Source organism: Beijerinckia sp. 28-YEA-48 (assembly GCF_900104955.1).
In the GTDB taxonomy this organism is placed as follows: Bacteria; Pseudomonadota; Alphaproteobacteria; order Rhizobiales; family Beijerinckiaceae; genus Terripilifer.
On record NZ_FNSI01000001.1, the window covers coordinates 5,607,721 to 5,624,431 of the forward strand.

Genomic DNA, 16,711 nt, shown 5'->3' on the forward strand with positions numbered 1-16,711 from the left:
GCCAAACTCAGTACAATTCCTTGCTCGCCAGCGCCGCACCGTCGGTGAGGGCCTTCAGCTTGGCCCAGGCGATCTGCGGATGCGAGCGGCCACCGAAGCCGCAATCGGCGCCGGCGACGACGTTCTGCTTGCCGACCGCATGCGCATAGCGCGTGATGCGCTGGGCGACGAGTTCGGGATGTTCGATCACGTCGGTTGAATGGGTGATGACGCCGGGCATCAGAATTTTGTTCTTCGGCAGCTTCACCGTCTCCCACACTTTCCATTCATGCTCGTGCCGGGCATTGGCGCCTTCGATCAGATAGGCCTGGGCTTTCACATTGAGCATGATGTCGACGATCTCCTTCAATTCGAGATCGTAGGCATGAGGCCCGTGCCAGCTGCCCCAGCACAGATGATAGCGGACGCGATCTTCCGGAATGCCTTTCAGCGCATGGTTGAGCGCCTCGATCCGCCGCATGCAGCGGCTACGAAACGCCGTAAGGCCCATGCCGATGCCGATGCGATCCCACAGCGCTGGCAGCCAGGCGTCGTCGACCTGAAGAATAAGGCCTGACTCGGCGATCGCCCGATATTCCACCGCCAGCGCATCGGCGAGCGCATAAAGATAGGCTTCCTCGCTGCCGTAATGCTCGTTGCGGCGATAGACCTCCAGGCTCGCTGGGGCGGTCGAGGTGAGAAAGGCTTCGGTACCGCCGGCCGCCTGCTGCATCAGCGCGATCTCACGCTGCAACTCTTCTTGGCCGGTATAGGCGATCGGACCGTTGCAGACCCAGATCGGCCGAGCCTGCTTGATCTGCCCGCCGGGCGTATAGAACAGCGTGCCGCGCTCGCTGGCGTATTGGTAGAAGGCGGCGAAATCCTCGCGGTCCTTGCCCTGGGCGAGCAACGGTTTCTCACCTGCTGGCGCCGGCCGAGCCTCGAAGCCGGAGAAGCGGCTTTCGACGAAGGACAGCCAATCGCCACCCTTGGTGTATTCGCCCTCGTTGACGATATCGATGCCGATTTCGCGCTGCTTGCGCACCACGGCCTCGACCGCAGCGGGCAGTTTCTGCGCATAGTCGGCGGCGTTTTCGTCGAGGGCGACAAGGGCCGGCAGGCTGCCGACATGGGTGGTGCGGATTTTCGTCGGGCTGCCCAGCATGCATCCTCCCTCTGCCGTGGAAATCGCCACACTTTCCGTGCGTTAACCGAAGTCTAGCAAACCGGACAAGGGCTGGCCTTGTCGGTCCATGACCACGTCATCATATTCGTGGTATAAATGGACGGACGCAAGGTCGCTGGGGTAGAAACCCCGACGCTTCGGTCGCGTGGTGGAGAATGGAATGACGATGCAGTCCTCAGCCAAGATCATCGGCTTTGCCGATACGGATCCGCTGCTCGCGCGGCTACGCGCAGAGGCCGAGGAAATGGTGCGCAAGTCACCCGAGCTTTCCAACCTGGTGCTCGCCAACGTCCTCAATCATAGCACTCTGGCCAGCGCGGTGATCCAGCGCGTCAGTGAACGTCTGGAAAGCCAGAAAGTGCCGCGCGATATCCTGCGCCAAACCTATACCGAGGTGGTGGCGCATGATCCCTCCATCGCCGAGGCCTTCCAGGCCGATATCATGGCGGTGTTCGATCGCGATCCGGCTTGCATGCGGTTGATCGAACCGCTGCTGTTTTTCAAGGGCTTCCATGCGATCCAGGCGTATCGGCTGGGGCACGCACTGTGGAAGGCCGACCGCCGGGACTTCGCACTGTTCCTGCAAAGCCGCGCCTCGGAAGTCTTCCAGACAGACATTCATCCGGCGGCTGAGATCGGCAAGGGCATATTCCTTGATCATGCGACGGGCCTCGTGGTCGGCATGACCGCTGTTGTCGAAGACAATGTGTCGATGCTGCAGGACGTGACGCTGGGCGGCACGGGCAAGGAAAGCGGCGACCGGCATCCGAAAATTCGCCATGGCGTGCTCATCGGTGCGGGCGCCAAGATCCTCGGCAATATCGAGATCGGCCATTGCTCGCGCATCGCGGCGGGTTCGGTCGTGCTGCATCCGGTGCCGCCGAAAAAGACCGTGGCCGGGGTTCCGGCACGGGTGGTGGGCGAGGCCGGCTGCGCCGAGCCGGCGCGCACGATGGACCAGATTCTCGCCGAGAAAGCAGAGGGCTAGCACCCTGGCGGTCGATCCGTCGTAGCGCGCGGTTTGGCGTTTTTCCCATCGCGTCTCGCGCCAGTGTCTTGCCCCCCGCTGCCTTTTCTGGCAATGCGGGCGCCGATAGGACGGCAGCTGGAGAGTACCGCGTGGAAAAGACCGAAATACGCCAATTGCAGGCCTTTCTGCGGCACGCTTTCGGCAATGAAGAGATTCGCGTCACCGTCGATCCGAAGAACACGGATGCTTCGGCCGTCCATCTCGGCGAACGCAAGATTGCCGAGATCACCGTCGATGACGAAGACGGCGACCGTTCCTTCGCGCTGGAATTGCGCATTCCCGTCGGCCGTGAAGTGCTGCAGGACTATCTGCGCCGGCTGTTCGAGAACGAAAAGCTGAAGATCGTCGCGCGTGGCCGCAAGACCGATTCCGTCGAACTGAATTCCGGCGATGATTTTCTCGGCGTCATCTCCGCCGACGATCCCCGTGGTTCGTCCTTCACCTTGCAGATGGCCATTCTCGATTTCGATCTTGAGGATTTCTGACGACGCCTTTCGCCGCGCATAAACTATGCGTGGCTTGATGCAGGGAGCGGATGATAGAACCGCGCCATGTCCGTTGATCTGATCTGTCTCGATGCCGACGATACGCTTTGGCACAATATGCGCCACTTCGATGCGACCGAAGCGGCGCTGCTGGCGCTGTTGCGCCCCTTCGCCGAAGCCAATGTCGCCCGCGAAAAGCTCAATAGCTGCGAAGCGCGCAATCTCAAGCTCTATGGCTATGGCGCCAAGGGCTTTACCCTGTCGATGATCGAGATGGCCTTGGAATTGGGCGGCGAAGATCTGCCGGCCAAGGTCGTGATGGAGATTCTGGAAGCGGGCCGTGCGCTGCTGGCGCATCCGGTTGAGTTGTTCGACGATATCGAGAACACGCTGGATGCATTGGCGGAGCGTGGCCGCCTCGTCCTGGTGACGAAGGGCGATCTCTTGCATCAGGAAACCAAGCTCGCCGCTTCTGGCTTGGGCGATCGGTTCAGCGGCATCGAAATCGTCAGCGACAAGACAGCCGAGACATTCCGGCGTCTGTTCGCGCGCTATGATGTGGCGCCGCACCGCGTGATCATGGCTGGCGATTCCATGCGCTCCGACATCTTGCCGGCGCTTGAGGCCGGCGCCTGGGCTGCCTTCATTCCGCATGCGCTGGTGTGGCACCATGAACGCGCGGCTGGGCCTGGCGAGCATCAGCGCTTCCGGCAATTGACGCGCCTTGCCGAACTGCCTGGTTGGATCGATACGCTCGGTTAGGCTGCTAGCGTTTCCACGAGCCGGGTGGCGGTGCCATCGGACAGGACCAGGCGCGTCCAGCGGCATAGGCTCGGGCGGATCGGCACGACAGCCGAGCCATTGTCGCCGGTGTGAAATTCGATCGGCATCGCCAGCGGGCTCTCGCGCCAGTCGCTGTTGGCCAGCGCTGTTTCGGCCGCGACAACCTGTTCCGTCGCATAGGGCCACAGCGAGCGGCCGATCAGCTCGGTCGCGGCCAACTGAAATTGTTGGCTCCGGCTTGCCGAACAGGCGAGCAGGCGGTGCGTCAGATCGCAGACTAAGTGCATTTGGCGTGGATTTTCATTCACCAAGGTCGCCAGCATCTGATCCGCCGCCGTGTCGAGCCGGGCACCGAGCAGCGCCTCGATGCGGGCGCATTCCACAGCCTCGATCTGCTGCGTGCCGGCTTCCCAGCGCGAAATGGTGCTTTGGACGACCCCGAGGCGTTCGGCCAGGTCCGCCTGCTTGACGCGATGCAGGCGGCGCCAGCGGCGCAGCATGGCGCCCAGATGGGGCAAAGGCAGGAGAGGTACGGGAATATTGGCGGCGATCATGGTCATGACTTCGCATGGTGGCGCGGCGAAAAATTGTCGAGCGACGACTGTGTCGGCATTCAGCGCGTCATGCTGAGCACCAGGCCCTGTACCCCTTGAACGATCTTCTCCCAATCGGTCAGCAGATCGGGCGAGAAGCGAATGTTGACGTCGATCGCGTCGATCCGCAGATCGGCGATACAGGTGTCGGGCAGTCCGTCATGGGCCTGCTGCGGGCGCATGCAGCGGGCGGCGAAGCGGCGGCCGTCCGGTTGGGCGATATAAAGTTCCTCGTCTGCATAGGGACTCTTGGTGGCGAAGCGGCGCATGACCAGACCGCCGGGATGGCCCCAGGTGTCGCGCTCGAGAAAGCGGGCATAGAGCTTGGCGGTGCGATCGGCCGGGTCGAGGGCGGGATCGGCTGGACGCAGCAGCAGAATGAGAATGTCTCCGTCCGCCTGGATCATGTCGGGCTGCAATGGTGCGGTTGGCGGAGCGGGCCGGAAGCTGTCGAAACGCGCCGCAAGCGCCAGTTCGTTCATCGGTCCGCCGCCCTTGTCTTCAACGTGGCGGATATAGGCGGGCTCGAGGCGCAACCGCGATTGTCCGAGCGAGACCTCGACCATGCGTGGCGTGCTCTGTCCGAAGTGTGAAGCCAGGATGAGGTATCCTGCCCACGATAGAGCGGCCAAACAGACAAGGGTAATCATGGCGAATCGGACGCGCATGGGCACCAGTCTACGCCATGGCCGTGGTCTTCGTCGAAATAGACCGAGACATCGGTGCACGTTGGCTCTAGGGGTGCGCCATGGCATAGTGCCTTTCTATTGGAAACGACGAGGGCGAATAAATGAAGTGGGGAGTTGTGTTGGCCGCCGCTACGGCAGCGCTGGTATTTGCCGGGCCGCAGGCTCAGGCGCAGGGTGAGCCGCCGATCAAGATCGGCATGATCTCGTCGCAGACGGGTCCGTTCGCTGCCGTTGGCCGGCAGATGGAAGCTGGCGTGCGGCTCTATATGCAATTGCACGGCGACACGGTCGCTGGCCGCAAGATCGAGTTGATCGTCAAGGATGACACCGGTGTCGCCGATACGACGCGCCGCTTGGCGCAGGAACTTGTCGTCAACGACAAAGTGAATTTCCTCGCCGGCTTCACATTGACGCCGGGCGCTCTCGCCACCGCGCCGATCGCGACGCAGAGCAAGACGCCGATGGTCGTCATGCTTGGCGCGACCTCGATCATTCCCGATCGTTCGCCCTATATCGTGCGCTCGATGTTGTCGGTGGCGCAGGTTGGCGTGCCGTTCGGCGAATGGATCCAGCAGCAAGGCGCCAAGTCGATCGTGACCCTGGTGTCGGATTATGGTCCGGGCCAGGATTACGAGACGCTGATCACGCAAGGCTTCGAAAAGCGCGGTGGCCAGGTGTTGGCGAAACTGCGTGTGCCGCTGGCCAATCCTGAATTCTCGCCCTTCCTGCAAAAGATCATCGATCTGAAGCCCGATGCGCTGTTCGTCTTCGTGCCGTCAGGCGGCGTTGGCACGGCCTTCATGAAGCAGGCGTCGGAGCGCGGCCTCGCTCAGTCCGGCATCAAGGTCTATACGGAAGGCTCGATCGTCGAGGACGACATCGTCAACGCTGCTGGCGATATCGCGCTGGGCACCATTTCGGCACACAACTATTCGGCGGCCCATGACAGTGCCGCCAACAAGGCTTTCGTCGAAGCCTATAAGAAAGCCTACAATCGCCGGCCGAATTTCGTCGCGGTCACCGGCTATGACGGCATGCACATGATCTACGAAGCGCTGAAGAAGACCGGCGGCAAGGGCGATGGCGATGCGTTGGTGAAGGCGATGGTCGGCCTTGAGTTCGAGAGCCCGCGTGGCCCGGTGAAGCTCGATGGCGAGACGCGCGATCTGATCCAGAACATCTATGTGCGGCGCACAGAGAAGGCGGCCGACGGCGAACTCTACAATGTGGAAATCGCGACGATCCCGAATGTGAAGGATCCGACCCGTCCGGCGAAATAATCTGGCGGATACGAAAACAGAAACGGCGGCCGATCGGCCGCCGTTTTTCGTTGCCGGCTGATCTGATCAGCCGGGGTTATAACCGAATGCCTGGATCGAAACGTTCGATCGGCAGTTCCTTGAGGAATTCGATGGCGATGCCTTCGGCGAAATGACGGACGATCACGCCCTCCGTGCGTCCCACGGTGACATGGGTCCCGAGGGCTGGGCGCAGGGCGGTTTCGAGCGCGGCGCCGGAAATCGACACGTCGATCAAGCGGACGATGGTCTCCGTGCCATCGGGCAATTTCAGCAGGGCGCGCTTGGTGACCGGTTCGATGCGCTCGTGGCGGCGGTCTTCAGGCAAACCGAGCAGATGGCGGTTGGCCATCCAGGTGAGTTGGTCGGCGAGCTTGTCGCGTTTGCGCGGCGAGACGCGCAGCTGAGCGGCGAAGCCGTTCTCGATGTTGCGCACGAGCTGGCCTTCCAACCGGCCGATGTGATCGAGATAGATGACGACCCGCGAACCGATCGGTCCTGAGACCGGGGCAAGCAAAGCGACACCCCCTGGCGACATGTCGAGGGTCTGGCAGGGGTATTCCTGATGATCGGCGAGCATATAGCGCCCCTGGATACTCACCTTGACCCGCTGGTGGCGGCGGCGATCCTGGAACTCATCGGCTCGGGCGACTCTTTGCAGCGTGGCTTTGGACCACGACATGATGGGGCTACCTTTTTGTGAACCCCGTCAGCCTAAGGCCGAAACAGTTTCGACCCCGTCAAACGGATTCGGGCAGCTCTGTTATTTCTATGTCGGCGTTAATTTTTCGCTTTCGATCCCGATTCAATTGAATCTTAACGGCCGCCTTCGAGGACAAGCAGATGGCCATGACGGCGCGTTTGATAAGCTTGGGCGATGGGCGGGCTGGGGTTGCCCATGCCCGTGGCGATCGGCGGCGTGGTTTCATCGACGATGAAGCGGGAGGTCGCGATCCGTAGAGATTCGACGCCAATCAGGCCAAGCCAGGAGGGAATGGCGGTCGGCGTGAGGGCGCCGAGGAGCCGGGCGTGGGTCTTCCCCTCGTGGCGCAGGGGCAGAATGAGCATTTCCAGCTCGACCAGCGCCCGCTGGGCAGGGGCCGCGGTCACGCCGATAACGGCCGGTACGGTTTCGTCGAGAACCGTGCTCAGCAGGCGCTCGATGGTCGGCTGATCATCCCGGTGCCAGAGCCCGGTGAAGGTTTCGCCCAGCACTTCGCGGCGAAAAAGCGCGCTGATCCGCGATCCGGCGATCCGCAAGGGGTAGGAACGGGGCGGGTCGACCTCCAGCATGAATGTGCTCGGGAGCGCGCCACGAATGGCCGTAGGGTCAAGCTCAAGCCGACCAGGCGCGGCACGCTCTTGTCGTAATTCATTCCAATAACTGAAGAGCTCGCGCGTCGCCGTCTGTTTCATAAGTACCCCAGTGAGACAGTCTGTCCGGATTTGAGACGTTCCGGCTCTTTTTGCCGCCTGCTTCAGGGCTGGGGAGCGAAGGTCGTGCCAGGGATGGCCAGGTGGATGGCAAGCGGATGGCCAAGTGGCTGATCGTAAACGGGCAGGGCCGGCGGCGGGGCTTAAATTAAGGTTAAAAATGTTTGTCGGTTGTCGCTCCTGAGGGGCGGACCCATACTCTGCCTGTCGGCCGACGTGGCCGTTCCGACGCATTTCTGAGTTCAAGGGCTTCCGCGATTGCCGTGCTCCATCCGGCAATCGAGATTGGAAGTTAGCCGCCACAGGCTCCGGTGGCGGTGGACTAGACCAGGGAGCCCCGTCAGGGGCTCCCTTTTTGTTCATTTTCACGGCATTACGGTTTGTCGGCGGGATTTTCCGGCGCCACTGCGCTATCTGAAGAGTGCAGTTTGACCAATGGGCGACCACCGACGTGCAGCGTGAAAAAGTTTTCAATCTTCCTGGCGTCGTGCTGGCTCTCGTCGTCGTGTTCCTCGCCATCCACGCGGTGCGTGTCTATGGGCTGACGATCGATGACGATGGCTGGGTGTTCCGCACCTTCGCTTATGTCGCCGGCCGCATGACTTTCACTTTCGATCCGGATGCGGTGGCGACAGCTTTGACCGACCTGGCCTCCGATACGGATGGGTCGCAGCTGGCCGTGGCGCGCTATCTTTTGGGTGACGGCAGTCTGCAACCATGGACGCTTGTGACCTATGGCTTCCTCCATGCCGACTGGATGCATGTGGGCATGAACTGCCTGTGGCTGGTGGCCTTTGGCGCGCCGGTGGCGCAGCGGCTCGGCCCGGCGCGGTTCCTGGCGCTGTTCCTGGTTGGCACGGCGCTTGGTGCGCTCACCTATTATGTTTTGCATCCGGTGCAATTCATTCCGCTGGTCGGGGCTTCCGCCGGCGTTTCAGCGGCGATGGGCGCTGCCTGCCGTTTCATCTTCCAGCCTGGCGGTGCGTTGGGGCCAGCCGATACATTTACGATTCAAGCCGAGGACGCCGTGCGCGTGCCGGCTGTGCGGCTCGCCGACAGTTGGAAGAACCTGCGCATTCTGCAGTTCATCGCCATCTGGTTCGCCATCAATCTGGTCGTCGGCCTGTTGGCGGTGCCATTTGGCATCACGGAAACCGGGATCGCCTGGGAAGCGCATATCGGTGGTTTCATCACCGGCTTTTTCTTCTTCAGCCTGTTTGATCCGTGGTTTTATCCGCAGGGTGAACGGGCCCCCTAGTCGAACAACCATCGAACCTAATCATCATGGCGAAAACAACGCGCGCGACCCAGATGCTCGACAAGGCCGGGATCGCCTTCACGCTCCACACCTATGACTATGATCCGAACGCCGACCGCATTGGCTTGCAGGCGGCGGAGGCATTGGGTGTGCCTGCCGATCAGGTGCTGAAAACGCTGATGGCACAGATCGACGCTCAGCCGGTCTGCGTCATCCTCCCGTCCGATCACGAAGTTTCGATGAAGAAGCTGGCCGCGGCGGTCGGCGGCAAATCGGGGCAGATGATGAAGCCCGCCGATGCGGAGCGCCTCACCGGCTACAAGGTTGGCGGGATCAGTCCATTCGGCCAGATGCGCAAGGTGAAGACCGTCGTGGAGGCGCAGGCGCTGGGTCATGACCTCGTCTTCGTCAACGGTGGCCAGCGCGGATTGCAGATCAAGTTGCGGCCGCATGACATTCTGTCAGTGCTGAGCGCCACGGCGGCGGCGATCATAGCGTAAGCCGTCACACCGGCGCGCGCAGTTCCATTTCCTCGCGGATTTCCGGTATCGCCTTGCGGGCGGCTTCGCGGCCGAGCGCGATCATCTCGTCGGCGCGGTGAAAATCGAAAAAGCCGATGCGGCCGAGTTTCGCGCCGATGGTGGCGTCCGGCGGGTCGCCAGCAAGCCTGGCGCGGGTGATGCGGTCCTGGGTGATGTTGAAGGCATCGACCACGGCGGTGGCCAGGCCCGGCGCGCCCGCGGCATTGCGATCGAAATGGCTGCGGAACAGGCCATAGCGCTTACGGGCCGGCGTCGGCGCGGTTTCGACGGAGGTATCTTCGACGAAGATATCGTCGCGGACCACGGTCGGGCGCAGGCGGGTGTCGGCGATCAGATTGACCGAGATGACGAAATCGGCGCCGAGCGCCCGGCAGGCCGTCACCGGCACCGGATTGACCAGCGCGCCGTCGAACAGCCAGCGGCCGCCGATCGAAACCGGTTCGAAAATGCCGGGCAGGGCATAGGACGCGCGCATGGCATCGACCAGCGGGCCGCGTTGCAGCCAGATTTCGTGCCCGGTGCCCATTTCGGTGGCGACGGCGAGAAATTTTTTCGGCAAGTCCTCGATCTTCACCTGGCCCAGGGCGGCGTCGAGCCGGGAGCGCAGCCGATTGCCGGAGATCAGGCCGGCCCCGGAGAGGGAGACGTCGAGCAGGCTAAATACCCGGCGTTTATTCAACGACCGGGCAAAATCCTCCAATTCGGCCAGCCGCCCGCCGGCCCAGCAACCGCCAGCGACCGAGCCGATGGAGGCGCCAGCGATCACATCCGGTTGCAGGCCGTTAGCCTCAAGTTCTTGTAATACCCCGATATGCGACCAGCCACGGGCGCCGCCGGCACCGAGCGCCAGGCCGATCTTACGCCGGGGTGCGACAGGTGGCGCTGCCGGGAGGGGGCCGCTCTCGTCGGCATTCTTCATCGGGATTATGGAACCGAACAGGCGCATGACACGAACTTCGCTGTTTCAGTCACTCCAAGGGACTTGCCCCAAGGAATTTGCCCCAATAGCCAGACCGTCACCGTAAGGCAAAAGTTCGGCTAAAGATTTAACGAGACGGTCAAGAACCGGCTGAACCCGTCACATATGGTTTCACTACGTGAATTCCAGTCGCATGTCGGTGCCCGGCAGCACCTTGCGGTAGAAGCAGGAGTGGCGGCCGGTGTGGCAGGCATGGCCATCGCCGGCGACTTCGACCTTCAGCAGGATCGTGTCCTGGTCGCAATCGGTGCGCATTTCAACCACGGTTTGCACTTGGCCTGACGTATCGCCCTTGCGCCACAGGCTTTGGCGCGATCGCGACCAGTAATGGGCGATGGAGGTCTCCAAGGTCAGCCGCAGCGCCTCGGCATTCATCCAGGCGACCATCAGGATTTCGCCCGTGTGCACTTCTGTGGTGACGCAGGTGATGAGGCCATCGCGATCAAATTTCGGTGTGAAGGCTGTGCCTTCTTCTATGTCGTGTTTGGATGGGTGGTCGGTCATGATGGCCTCTGAATAAGTTGCGGCTTCTAGCATGTGGGGACGGCTGGATGGAAATGGTTGTGGGGCGTACCTGCCTGTGGGGTGCCGTTGCGCTTGCGATGCTGTGGTTGGTGCAAGTGCCAACGGCTCTGGCTCAAGCCCCGGGCGAGCCTCAGGCTGAAGGCTGTCCGCGCCTCGTCTCGCAAGGGGCGGCGCGGATCACCCCAGCGGTCGTGAACAGCGATGAGTTGGCGCTGACCTTTGTCGGGCACGCGACCTTCCTCATGGAAACGCCGGCTGGCCTCACCGTCGCCACCGACTACAACGATTACGTCAAGCCGTCGTTGATCCCGAACGTCGTCACCATGAACCGGGCGCATTCGACCCACTACACCAATCGTCCCGATCCCGGCATTCGCCACGTCTTGCGCGGCTGGAAGCCGGAGGGCGGGCCCGCCACGCATGATGAGACCATCGGCGACATGCGCATTCGCAACATCGTCACCAATATTCGCGACTGGCAGGGCGGCACCGACTTCGCCGGCAATTCCATTTTCGTCTTCGAGGCCTCGCAGATTTGCGTCGCTCATCTCGGTCATCTGCATCATGAATTGACCGACGAGCACATCAAGCAGATCGGCCGGGTCGATGTGGCTCTGGTGCCGGTGGATGGCAGCTATACATTGACGCCGGCGCAGATGCTCAAAGTGGTGCAGCAGATCTCACCGCAGCTTGTCATCCCGATGCACTTCTTCAGTCAGTCGACCTTGAATCGGTTTCTCGATCTGGCGCGCGAGCAATATCCCGTCGAGGTCTCGCCAACGCCGACGGTTCTGCTGAGCCGGCCAATGTTGCCGATCCGCACCAAGGTTCTGGTTCTGCCGGGGCGTTGATGGATGCCGGTGAATGCAAGGCGCGTTTCGCATTTACGGTGTCATACCCGACACCCGCGTAGCGGGTGAGCGGGTATCCAGGGCTAGTGGTAAAGCGTTGTGTGATCGCCGCACATCATCTTATGCCTTGCCTTAAACAGCATTCTACCGCTTGCACTGGATCCCCGCTCAGCCGCTGTGCGGCTGTCGGGGATAACACCCAGGTTCTCAACAGTTCGTCAGCGTGCGCCACGCACCATGGTGAAGAAACGCGCCTGCTCAGCGGGATCGCGGAAGCGGCCGGTGAAGCGGCTCGTCACGGTCGATGATCCAGCCTTGCGCACGCCGCGCAGCGACATGCACATATGCTCGGCATCGACCAGCACGGCGACGCCGAACGGCTTCAGCGATTGTTCGAGCGCGTCGGCGATCTGCGCCGTCATCGTCTCCTGCGTCTGCAAACGGCGCGCGAAGACATCGACGATGCGCGCCAGTTTCGACAGGCCGACCACGCCACCATTGGGATAATAGGCGACATGGGCGGTGCCGATGAAGGGCACCATGTGGTGTTCGCAGTGCGACGAGAACGGAATGTCGCGCACCAGCACCATATCGTCGTAGCCATCGACCTCTTCGAAGACCTTGTCGAGAACCTCGTCGGGATCTTGATTGTAGCCTTGGAAGAATTCCTCATAGGCTTTGACGACGCGCTTGGGCGTGTCGATCAGGCCTTCGCGGCCTGGATTTTCGCCGACCCAGCGCAGCAACGTTCGAACGGCCTCTTCGGCCTCTTCGCGTGTGGGGCGCAGAGTATGCTTGGTCGACGCTTCGGCCGGTGAGGTATGACGTTCCTCGATTGGCTGACGGGTCGAGGTCTTAACCACGGCGTCCATGGTGCCTCCTAGGTGAGTTGACGGGGCATCCTAGTCAGGATGCCATATGGGGACTACTAGCCTTTTTGCTCGTTTCGTTCCTTTCTATGCGGCAACGAAGGAAGCGACAAGTATTTCAGTATTTTACATCACCGGTCCGTGCTTCAAGCCTTGAAACAGGGGCGTCCGCGCAATTATATAGACCCTGAACTCCTTTTTTCGATGGCCGTTCCGTTGTTTTTGACGGGGCGCGTCATCCGGACACACTGACCATGCTCAATGAGGTCTACAACAAGCGCATTCTGGAACTGGCTGCTGACATTCCCCGTCAGGGGCGTCTCGATCATCCCCAAGCCAGTGCCACTGCCCATTCCAAGCTCTGTGGATCGACAGTGACGATCGATCTCGATCTAGACGATGGGCATGTGTCCAACTTCGCCCATGACGTGAAGGCGTGTGCGCTCGGCCAGGCGTCGTCGTCGATCATGGCGCGCAATATCATCGGCTCGACGCCACAGGAATTGCGGGCGTTGCGCGAGACCGTGCGCAAGATGCTCAAAGAGAATGGCGAGCCGCCGCGTGACGGCAAATGGGCTGACATCGCCGTGCTGGAACCGGTGCGCGACTACAAGGCCCGCCATGCCTCGACCCTGCTGACGTTCGATGCGGTGGTGAAGGCGCTTGATGCGATCGAGGCGCAGTCAACCGGCGCTACGCCCGTCGCTGCTGTGCAGGGTTGAGATTGAAGCGGAGCAGATCATGCTGCGTCCAGCTGCTCACGTCCTGATCCGCACCTATCAGCTCACGCTGTCGTCATTGGTTGGGCGCAACTGTCGGCACTTGCCGAGCTGTTCCGAGTTCACCGACGAAGCCATCCAGAAACATGGCTTCTGGCCTGGTGGCTGGATGGGGTTGGCGCGCATCTGCCGCTGCCGGCCAGGCGGCACGGCGGGTTATGATCCGGTTCCAGAGACTTTGCCTGATGGCGCCGCCTGGCAGCGGCCCTGGCGCTATGGCCAATGGCGCGGGCCGCTGCGTTGCGACGAAGTGCGGCCTGATTGAAGACTAGATCCGCAGCAGCAAGAGATCGGTGTCTTCCGGCTTAGCGCCGGCCATGGTCAGCATGGCATGCACCTGGCCGCGATGATGGGTCTCGTGATTGAAGAAATTGGCGACCAGATGTTGCTTCGACATCGAGATGTCTTTCTTCAGCAGCACCGAATGCCAGGACAGATCGCCGCTGAGCCAGCCTTGATCGAGTGCCTCCGCCCAGCGTTCGATTTTCGCATCGGTGGCGCGGCGCATGTCGGTCAGTTCGTCGAAGTTCTCGTGCATGGCAAGGCCATCTTTGGGGCCCATCTGAAAGGCTCCCTCGCCGAGAAAGCGGTCGAGCCAGGTGCGATCGGCCCAGAGCAGATGATTGAATGTGGTGTGGATGGAGCCGAAGAAAGCGCCACGGGCCTTGCGCCGTTCGTCGTCGGATAGGGTCGCGGCCGCATCATAAAGGCTCTTGTTCTGCCATGAATTGTATTTGGCCATGGTGATCACATAGTCTTTGTCGATCACTTCGTTTCTCCCCTAAATCTTTTGCAGTTGGCCGAGGCCAGCATCATAAAGGCGCGTCAAACATCCAAGGCAAAATCGCGCTTCTGTCCAGGCGCAATTTGCTTCAGCTGCGTGCCTGTAATTCGATCGCCAGCGCATAGATGCGCAGTCTGAGATCCTCTGGCAAGTCGCGCAAAGTCTCAAGATAGACGCGTCCGGCATGGCACATGGCGGCATCGGGCAGCGGCGGGTCGGGCGTGCGTGCGTCGAGCAGCGATTCTATCTCCGGCGTGCCAAGACCACGGGCGCGCAGTGCCTCTTCCAGGGTGCGGAAATCGCTGTCGCCAGGCGCCTCGCGCTTGTCGGTGCTTTTTTGGCCATCGATCATGGCATCGAGGCTGGCTTGCGCCAGTTTCGCCATCAGCGGGCGATTGGCCTGGGCGAAATCGAAAAAGCCGGAGGCCGCGCCGCCATGTAGAAAGTCGGTGCAGGTTTGCGGGTCTGCTGCTTCCATGGCGCTGATCACGTCGAATTGTCGATCGAAGACGTTTTGCAGGGCGGCGTCCGACGCCTTGGCCGCCAATATGCCGCGGCTGTGACGCAGGGCCCGTGTGGCCTCGGTTAAATAAAAGTCGGGCGTGCCGGTGCGGTGGCCACGGACAGCGCGCTCGGCGAAAGTATTGAGGATCCGCGTGTGATCGGAAGGATAGGCGGCGCGCATGGCCTCGAAATAGGAGGCGAACTCAGGCGTCTGCGCCAGCAGGCCGGTGATCGCGGTCCGTTCTTCAGCCACTTGCGCATCGGAAAGCCGGTCCGCTTCCGGCTTCATTTCAATACGACTTGCCTCGTCCTGGTAATGCAGCGCGCCGTCGAAGAATCGCCAGCTTAGGAAAGCGCTGGCGACCAGAGCGATGACGAGCAGGACGATACGCAGGATATGCATGCGCCTGTTCCGATGGACCGATTCTCGTGGTGAGAGCGGGCGTGCTGCGAAAAGCCGGTCGCTCCTTTCGCACCCCGCTCTGGGGACCCTCAACTCAAGGGCGTAACGAACCGCCGGGCAATGTCAATATTGCGGCAAAACCGGTTCCGGCGGTTCGGTTCCTGTGCACTCAGGCCTTGCGGGGGACCCAGCGGCCTTCCTTGTCGCGGCCGACCTTGCCGGCGAGGCGCAGCTTTTCCAGGACGAGCACGATCTCGCGGCCGTCGCGGCTGCCGGTGGCGGCCATCAGGTCCTCGAAGAATTTCGGGCCATCCTCGATAGCGGCTTCGACGCTGGCGAACCGCTTGCCGCCATAACGGGGCGGTTCTGGAATCAGCGGCGGCCCGGCGAGCGTCTGGGCGAAGGGCAGGGTGCAGTCGAAGCCCGCCTTGGCGCCGGTCCGCGCGCCGCTCAGCGAGGGGTCGAGCGGAATGGCGCGGAAGCCCGATTGGACGACCAGGTCGCGATCCGCCTGAAAGCGGGTCGCCATAGCCCAATCGACCTGACCATCGGAGCGAATGTCGATATCGGGATCGACGACCCAGACATGTTTGGCATTGGAGACCGAACCGAAGACTGCGGCAATGGCATTGCGCGCTTCGCCTGGCACGCGCTGGCGGATCGACACGCGCACATGCAGGCCGCCGCCGGAGGCGGTCAGCACATTGATGTCCACCGGCTCGCGCACCGCTGTCTGCAGCGCTCGCCACAGGGTTACTTCGGCGCGAGTCGCATTGAGCTGCGAGGTATCGGTGCAATCCATCGTCCGGCCGCCGATGGTCGACGTCTGGAACAGAGCGTCGCTGCGCTTGGTGATCGCGGTCAGATGGAAGACCGGATTCATTTTCAGTTCGCCGTAATAGCCGAGGAACTCGCCATAGGGGCCTTCCGGCTCCACATGGCCGCGTTCGTCGATATAGCCCTCGAGGATCATTTCGGCGTCGGCTGGCACCATCAGATCGTTGGTGACGCATTTGACCAGAGGCATCGGGCCATCGCGCAGCGAGGCCATGATGCCGACCTCGTCGATCGGCAGGCGCATGACGGCCGAGACATGATCGACCGGATGGGAACCAAGGACAAAGGCGATCGGCAGTTTCTGATTGCGGCGGGCGCTGGCCTCATAGATCGCCTTGAGATCGCTCGGCGACAGCAGATCGACGCCGGCTTCCTGGCGTCCACGCAGCATCAGGCGGCGCATGCCGACATTGGTGAGGCCGGTGGCGGGGTCGCGCACGATATCGACGCCGGCGGAAATATAGGGGGCGCCGTCGAGGCCGTGTTGCAGATGCGCCGGCAGGCTGGTGAGATCGGCCTGGTCGCCGGTCAGGACCACCTGTTGCACCGGCGCCTCGGCGCGGCTGACCTCGATCATCTGCGGCCGGTTGTCGAGCCGGCGCAGGATTTCATGCAGCAGTTTGTCGGGCGTCGTGTTGAAGGCGCGGGCGATGCGGGCGCGGCTGGCGGTGACATTGCCGATCAGCTCGGCGCCCTCGGGGCCAGCCTTGCGGAAATAGACCGCTTTCGGCGACCCTTCGAAATGTTTGGCGAGATCGGCGAGATCGACCGGCTCGTCATGGGTTTCCAATTCGCCGAGCGCTTCGATCTCTTTGAGAAACCGGCGTAGACTGTATCGTTCGAGATCGACCGCGGTCCCGGCCTTCTGCAGAATTGTCATCGTTTCCTCCGCCCGCGGCTCTG

Annotated in this window: 20 protein-coding genes; 9 read left to right on the forward strand and 11 right to left on the reverse strand. The window is 61.9% G+C overall.

From position 1 onward, the window contains the following. Window positions 1–7 precede the first annotated feature (7 nt). The gene (locus BLW50_RS26295; RefSeq protein WP_090707816.1) at window positions 8–1,144 is read right to left on the reverse strand and encodes a cobalamin-independent methionine synthase II family protein; all 1,137 of its coding nucleotides are present in this window, start codon (window positions 1,142–1,144) and stop codon (window positions 8–10) included. Between the two features lie 181 nt (window positions 1,145–1,325). Here BLW50_RS26295 and cysE point away from each other — a divergent pair, with 181 nt between their 5' ends. The 3 genes from cysE (at window position 1,326) to BLW50_RS26310 (ending at window position 3,442) form a co-directional block, all read left to right on the forward strand. Beyond that, window positions 1,326–2,153, forward strand: coding sequence for a serine O-acetyltransferase (gene cysE, locus BLW50_RS26300; protein ID WP_090707818.1), 828 nt, complete (start codon window positions 1,326–1,328; stop codon window positions 2,151–2,153). A gap of 131 nt (window positions 2,154–2,284) precedes the next feature. Continuing rightward, entirely contained in the window at window positions 2,285–2,680 is a 396-nt protein-coding gene (locus BLW50_RS26305; RefSeq protein WP_090707820.1) for a DUF3126 family protein, read from the forward strand. A 66-nt stretch (window positions 2,681–2,746) separates the two neighbouring features. Then, window positions 2,747–3,442, forward strand: coding sequence for an HAD family hydrolase (locus BLW50_RS26310; RefSeq protein WP_090707823.1), 696 nt, complete (start codon window positions 2,747–2,749; stop codon window positions 3,440–3,442). Here the strand turns inward: BLW50_RS26310 and BLW50_RS26315 are convergent. Further along, window positions 3,439–4,023 carry a helix-turn-helix domain-containing protein gene (locus BLW50_RS26315; RefSeq protein WP_090707825.1) on the reverse strand — a complete coding sequence of 195 codons (585 nt, stop codon included), beginning with the start codon at window positions 4,021–4,023 and terminating at the stop codon, window positions 3,439–3,441. The two genes, BLW50_RS26310 and BLW50_RS26315, sit on opposite strands and share 4 nt — an antisense overlap. A gap of 53 nt (window positions 4,024–4,076) precedes the next feature. Continuing rightward, window positions 4,077–4,622, reverse strand: a complete 546-nt coding sequence (locus BLW50_RS26320; RefSeq protein WP_090707827.1) for a hypothetical protein — start codon at window positions 4,620–4,622, stop codon at window positions 4,077–4,079. 224 nt (window positions 4,623–4,846) lie between these two features. On the opposite strand from BLW50_RS26320, the gene BLW50_RS26325 reads away from it, so the two are divergent. Next, the gene (locus tag BLW50_RS26325) at window positions 4,847–6,025 is read left to right on the forward strand and encodes an ABC transporter substrate-binding protein (protein ID WP_090707830.1); all 1,179 of its coding nucleotides are present in this window, start codon (window positions 4,847–4,849) and stop codon (window positions 6,023–6,025) included. A gap of 76 nt (window positions 6,026–6,101) precedes the next feature. Here BLW50_RS26325 and BLW50_RS26330 read toward each other — a convergent pair whose 3' ends face one another. Then, complete coding sequence (locus tag BLW50_RS26330) at window positions 6,102–6,725, reverse strand: PilZ domain-containing protein (RefSeq protein WP_090707833.1); 624 nt, start codon at window positions 6,723–6,725, stop codon at window positions 6,102–6,104. A 134-nt stretch (window positions 6,726–6,859) separates the two neighbouring features. Further along, on the reverse strand, window positions 6,860–7,996 hold the full coding sequence (locus BLW50_RS31320) for a PAS domain-containing protein (RefSeq protein WP_090707835.1): 1,137 nt from the start codon (window positions 7,994–7,996) through the stop codon (window positions 6,860–6,862). Here BLW50_RS31320 and BLW50_RS26340 point away from each other — a divergent pair. Continuing rightward, window positions 7,929–8,735, forward strand: coding sequence for a rhomboid family intramembrane serine protease (locus tag BLW50_RS26340; protein ID WP_090707838.1), 807 nt, complete (start codon window positions 7,929–7,931; stop codon window positions 8,733–8,735). The two genes, BLW50_RS31320 and BLW50_RS26340, sit on opposite strands and share 68 nt — an antisense overlap. A 26-nt stretch (window positions 8,736–8,761) precedes the next feature. Continuing rightward, window positions 8,762–9,235 carry a Cys-tRNA(Pro) deacylase gene (gene ybaK, locus BLW50_RS26345; RefSeq protein ID WP_090707840.1) on the forward strand — a complete coding sequence of 158 codons (474 nt, stop codon included), beginning with the start codon at window positions 8,762–8,764 and terminating at the stop codon, window positions 9,233–9,235. A 4-nt stretch (window positions 9,236–9,239) separates the two neighbouring features. On the opposite strand, the gene BLW50_RS26350 is transcribed toward ybaK, so the two are convergent. Together BLW50_RS26350 and hisI are read right to left on the reverse strand one after the other, a co-directional pair. Further along, the gene (locus BLW50_RS26350; RefSeq protein ID WP_244544497.1) at window positions 9,240–10,196 is read right to left on the reverse strand and encodes a patatin-like phospholipase family protein; all 957 of its coding nucleotides are present in this window, start codon (window positions 10,194–10,196) and stop codon (window positions 9,240–9,242) included. 174 nt (window positions 10,197–10,370) lie between these two features. Next, window positions 10,371–10,760: a phosphoribosyl-AMP cyclohydrolase gene (gene hisI, locus BLW50_RS26355; RefSeq protein WP_090709764.1), complete on the reverse strand. Its 390-nt coding sequence runs from the start codon at window positions 10,758–10,760 to the stop codon at window positions 10,371–10,373. Between the two features lie 47 nt (window positions 10,761–10,807). Here hisI and BLW50_RS26360 point away from each other — a divergent pair, with 47 nt between their 5' ends. Beyond that, window positions 10,808–11,632, forward strand: a complete 825-nt coding sequence (locus BLW50_RS26360; protein WP_090707845.1) for an MBL fold metallo-hydrolase — start codon at window positions 10,808–10,810, stop codon at window positions 11,630–11,632. Window positions 11,633–11,850: 218 nt separating this feature from the next. On the opposite strand, the gene folE is transcribed toward BLW50_RS26360, so the two are convergent. After that, window positions 11,851–12,504: a GTP cyclohydrolase I FolE gene (gene folE / locus BLW50_RS26365; protein WP_090707848.1), complete on the reverse strand. Its 654-nt coding sequence runs from the start codon at window positions 12,502–12,504 to the stop codon at window positions 11,851–11,853. Window positions 12,505–12,755: 251 nt separating this feature from the next. Between folE and BLW50_RS26370 the strand changes: the two genes are divergently transcribed. Together BLW50_RS26370 and yidD are read left to right on the forward strand one after the other, a co-directional pair. Continuing rightward, complete coding sequence (locus tag BLW50_RS26370) at window positions 12,756–13,223, forward strand: iron-sulfur cluster assembly scaffold protein (protein ID WP_090707850.1); 468 nt, start codon at window positions 12,756–12,758, stop codon at window positions 13,221–13,223. 19 nt (window positions 13,224–13,242) lie between these two features. Then, entirely contained in the window at window positions 13,243–13,545 is a 303-nt protein-coding gene (gene yidD / locus BLW50_RS26375; RefSeq protein ID WP_090707853.1) for a membrane protein insertion efficiency factor YidD, read from the forward strand. Between the two features lie 3 nt (window positions 13,546–13,548). Here the strand turns inward: yidD and BLW50_RS26380 are convergent, their stop codons facing one another. The 3 genes from BLW50_RS26380 to BLW50_RS26390 all read right to left on the reverse strand — a co-directional run bounded on the left by BLW50_RS26380 (window position 13,549) and on the right by BLW50_RS26390 (window position 16,688). Next, the gene (locus tag BLW50_RS26380) at window positions 13,549–14,022 is read right to left on the reverse strand and encodes a DinB family protein (protein WP_090709766.1); all 474 of its coding nucleotides are present in this window, start codon (window positions 14,020–14,022) and stop codon (window positions 13,549–13,551) included. Window positions 14,023–14,152: 130 nt separating this feature from the next. Further along, entirely contained in the window at window positions 14,153–14,971 is an 819-nt protein-coding gene (locus BLW50_RS26385; RefSeq protein ID WP_090707858.1) for a hypothetical protein, read from the reverse strand. 169 nt (window positions 14,972–15,140) lie between these two features. Further along, entirely contained in the window at window positions 15,141–16,688 is a 1,548-nt protein-coding gene (locus BLW50_RS26390; protein ID WP_090707861.1) for a UbiD family decarboxylase, read from the reverse strand. Between the last annotated feature and the right edge of the window lie 23 nt (window positions 16,689–16,711).